This window comes from Pseudomonas sp. JV245A, from assembly GCF_032424515.1.
Lineage (GTDB): Bacteria > Pseudomonadota > Gammaproteobacteria > Pseudomonadales > Pseudomonadaceae > Aquipseudomonas > Aquipseudomonas protegens.
In genome coordinates, this window is sequence record NZ_VYKE01000257.1 from 1 (window position 1) to 4319 (window position 4319).

Annotated in this window: 2 protein-coding genes and 1 pseudogene; 1 reads left to right on the top strand and 2 read right to left on the bottom strand. The window is 65.2% G+C overall.

What is annotated here, in order from left to right:
- Positions 1–2861, top strand: a 2861-nt coding sequence (locus tag F6S12_RS30040) for an NAD-glutamate dehydrogenase (RefSeq protein ID WP_315869710.1), incomplete at its 5' end; no start/stop codon positions are given.
- Positions 2862–2958: 97 nt separating this feature from the next.
- Here the strand turns inward: F6S12_RS30040 and F6S12_RS30045 are convergent.
- Together F6S12_RS30045 and F6S12_RS30050 are read right to left on the bottom strand one after the other, a co-directional pair.
- Positions 2959–3681, bottom strand: coding sequence for an META and DUF4377 domain-containing protein (locus F6S12_RS30045; protein WP_232512109.1), 723 nt, complete (start codon positions 3679–3681; stop codon positions 2959–2961).
- A gap of 366 nt (positions 3682–4047) precedes the next feature.
- Positions 4048–4319, bottom strand: a pseudogene (locus tag F6S12_RS30050) (hypothetical protein); the annotation flags it as partial.

Here is a 4319-nt window from a genome sequence, read left to right on the forward strand (position 1 = left end):
TGGCGCTGCTGCGTGCCTACGCCCGCTACCTGAAGCAGATCCGCCTGGGCTTCGACCTGGGCTACATCGCCAGCACCCTGAACAACCACACCGACATCGCCCGCGAGTTGACCCGGTTGTTCAAGACCCGCTTCTACCTGGCGCGCAAGCTCACCAGCGACGACCTGGAAGACAAGCAGCAGCGTCTGGAGCAGGCGATCCTCACCGCCCTGGACGACGTCCAGGTGCTCAACGAAGACCGCATCCTGCGGCGCTACCTGGACCTGATCAAGGCCACCCTGCGCACCAACTTCTACCAGACCGACGCCAACGGCCAGAACAAGTCGTACTTCAGCTTCAAGTTCAACCCGCACCTGATCCCCGAGCTGCCCAAGCCGGTGCCCAAGTTCGAAATCTTCGTCTACTCGCCGCGTGTCGAAGGCGTGCACCTGCGCTTCGGCAACGTTGCCCGTGGCGGCCTGCGCTGGTCCGACCGTGAAGAAGACTTCCGCACCGAAGTCCTGGGCCTGGTCAAAGCCCAGCAAGTGAAGAACTCGGTGATCGTGCCGGTGGGCGCCAAGGGCGGCTTCCTGCCCCGTCGCCTGCCACTGGGCGGCAGCCGGGACGAGATCGCGGCCGAGGGCATCGCCTGCTACCGCATCTTCATCTCCGGCTTGCTGGACATCACCGACAACCTGAAGGACGGCGCCCTGGTGCCGCCGGCCAACGTCGTGCGCCATGACGACGATGACCCCTACCTGGTGGTCGCGGCGGACAAGGGCACTGCGACCTTCTCCGACATCGCCAACGGCATTGCCATCGACTACGGCTTCTGGCTGGGTGATGCATTCGCCTCCGGTGGTTCGGCCGGTTACGACCACAAGAAGATGGGCATCACCGCCAAGGGCGCGTGGGTTGGCGTACAGCGCCACTTCCGCGAGCGCGGCATCAATGTGCAGGAAGACAGCATCACCGTGGTCGGCGTCGGCGACATGGCCGGCGACGTGTTCGGCAACGGCTTGCTGATGTCCGACAAGCTGCAACTGGTGGCGGCGTTCAACCACCTGCACATCTTCATCGACCCGAACCCGGATCCGGCCACCAGCTTCGTCGAGCGCCAGCGCATGTTCGCGCTGCCGCGTTCGGCCTGGAGCGACTACGACACCAGCATCATGTCCGAAGGCGGCGGTATCTTCTCGCGTAGCGCCAAGAGCATCGCCATCTCGCCGCAGATGAAAGAGCGCTTCGACATCCAGGCCGACAAGCTGACCCCGACCGAGCTGCTCAACGCCTTGCTCAAGGCGCCGGTGGACCTGCTGTGGAACGGTGGTATCGGCACCTACGTCAAGGCCAGCACCGAGAGCCACGCCGATGTCGGCGACAAGGCCAACGACGCCCTGCGCGTCAACGGTAACGAGCTGCGCTGCAAGGTGGTGGGCGAGGGCGGCAACCTGGGCATGACCCAGCTGGGTCGTGTGGAGTTCGGCCTCAATGGCGGCGGTTCCAACACCGACTTCATCGACAACGCCGGTGGCGTGGACTGCTCCGACCACGAAGTGAACATCAAGATCCTGCTCAACGAAGTGGTGCAGGCCGGTGACATGACCGACAAGCAGCGCAACCAGCTGCTGGCGAGCATGACCGACGAAGTCGGCGGCCTGGTGCTGGGCAACAACTACAAGCAGACCCAGGCCCTGTCCCTGGCTGCGCGCCGTGCCTACGAGCGTGCCGCCGAGTACAAGCGCCTGATGAGCGACCTGGAAGGCCGTGGCAAGCTGGACCGCGCCATCGAGTACCTGCCGACCGAGGAGCAGCTCACCGAGCGCGCCGCCACCGGCAAGGGCCTGACCCGTCCGGAACTGTCGGTGCTGATTTCCTACAGCAAGATCGACCTCAAGGAAGCCCTGCTCAAGTCCCTGGTACCGGATGACGACTACCTGACCCGTGACATGGAGACCGCGTTCCCGCCAAGCCTGGTGGCCAAGTTCTCCGAGGCCATGCGTCGCCATCGTCTCAAGCGCGAGATCGTCAGCACCCAGATCGCCAACGACCTGGTCAACCACATGGGCATCACCTTCGTGCAGCGCCTGAAGGAGTCCACCGGCATGAGCCCGGCGAACGTCGCCGGTGCCTATGTGATCGTGCGGGACATCTTCCACCTCCCGCACTGGTTCCGTCAGATCGAAGCCCTGGACCACCAGGTTTCGGCTGAAGTGCAACTGGCGTTGATGGACGAGCTGATGCGCCTGGGCCGTCGTGCCACCCGCTGGTTCCTGCGCAGCCGGCGCAACGAGCAGGATGCGGCGCGTGACGTTGCGCACTTCGGTCCGCACCTGGCGGCGCTGGGCCTGAAGCTCGACGAGCTGCTCGAAGGCCCGACCCGCGAGGGCTGGCAAGCCCGTTACACCGCCTATGTCGAAGCCGGTGTGCCGGAGTTGCTGGCGCGGATGGTTGCAGGCACTACCCACCTGTACACCCTGCTGCCGATCATCGAGGCCGCTGATGTGACCGGCCACGATGCGGCGGAAGTGGCCAAGGCCTACTTCGCCGTCGGCAGTGCCCTCGACCTGCCGTGGTACCTGCAGCAGATCAGCGATCTGCCGGTGGCCAACAACTGGCAGGCGGCGGCGCGCGAAGCCTTCCGCGATGACGTGGACTGGCAGCAGCGGGCGATCACCATCAAGGTCCTGCAGATGGCCGATGCGCCGGATGACATGGAGGCCCGTGTGGCTCTGTGGCTGGAGCAGAACGCGAGCATGGCCGATCGCTGGCGCGCCATGATGGTGGAAATCCGTGCCGCCAGCGGCACCGACTACGCCATGTATGCGGTGGCCAACCGCGAGTTGCTGGACCTGGCCATGAGCGGTCAGTCGGTGCTGTAACGGCCTGACCCCGCCCGGAACCAAAAAAGCCCCGTATCTTGCGATACGGGGCTTTTTTATTGCCTGCCGGTTTGTACCGGTTGGCGGGTGGCTCGGCTCAGTGGGCCGCCGAGGCGTCCTGCTCGACCACCATGTCCAGCACATAGACGCTGGACGGGGCATCGGCGGGTGCATTCTTCCACTCGTACTGCTTGACCCGCAGCACATTGCGCACGCCGTCCTGGTGCTCGTAGCCCTCGATGGACTGGTACAGCGGGTGCCAGGTGTCCTGGGTCGGCAGCTGCAGGCCGGCGTCGTCGTAGCGGCGCTCACGCACTTGCAGGCACTGGAAGTCGGGGATCAGCGGGTGGCTGCACTTGACGGTCTTGGCCGCCACTTCCAGGAAGCGGGTCTGGCCCTGGCTGCCGTAGCGGGTTTGCGGGGTGGGCTGGCCTTCGAACGTGAGCAGGGTGCCGTCCTGGGTGGCCAGTTGCAGGGTCGGGGTCGACTGGTCGCCGCCGAAGGTGGTGCGCAGGTCGCCCTTGAGCAGGTTGGCGATTTGTGCGTCCAGGGCCATCAGTTTCGGCTCGCAGGCCATCAGGGTGGCGGCCAGTGGCTGTACCTTGAGCACGCCATTTTCATGCTGGAAGCCGCCGAACTGGCGGTTGCAGCCGCCGCTGATGCTCAGGTTCTGCCCGGCGAAGGTCAGGCGCAGCTGGCGCTCGATGCCCTTGTCCAGGGCGGCGACGGGCTTGCCCGCCGCATCGCGGGCCGCAACCAGCTGCCAGTAGTAGGCGGACAGCGCAGGCTGGGCGCTGACGGAGGCAGTGCTGGCGGGCATGGAAGAAGATCCTTCAGGGGTGGTGGAAGCCGGGGTGCAGGCCTGGAGCAGGGCGGCACAGACGGATACGAGGAGGATGTTTTGCTTCATGGTTCGCTCTTTCAGCCTTGATGGAGTATGGCCTGCCGCATGGGGGGCAGGCCCAGGCCGGTAACCTGTGGAAGTGAGGTCGTCGGGCCAGTGCTGCGTGGGCCGCAAGCCGCCGCAGGGCGACCTCCGCCGTTACCGATTGCGATGTGACAGCACTGTGCCAGTTCGGTTTCATCGCCGGGGGGCCCCGGGAGTGTTACCAAATCTTGCACGCTGCCGATGAGCGCCGTTGCCTGCTTCCGGCCGGGCGCTGCGGGCCAGGTGTGGACGCCCGCCTTACCAGAACCAGTAAGGCAGGAATTTGGGAGTGGGTTCTTTGGCCAGTTCCAGATGATAGGTGATGGCGTTGAAGAAGAACCCATCCAGCAAGAGAAAGGCCGCCACGCCGAATGCCAGGACGATGACCTCGTAATGCCGGTGCCCGGTGTACTGCCGGCCGATCCAGTAGCGCACGCCGCTGAGCAGGGCAAAGCTTGAAAACACCCCGGCGAAGTCGGGCTGCAGGGGGCGGGCGGCAAAGCTGTTGTAGCCCAGCACCAGCAGCGCCA

Coding starts and splice junctions, on each gene's coding strand:
- F6S12_RS30045 (WP_232512109.1), bottom strand. CDS start 3,681: ATGCCCGCCAGCACTGCCTCCGTCAGCGCCCAGCCTGCGCTGTCCGCC.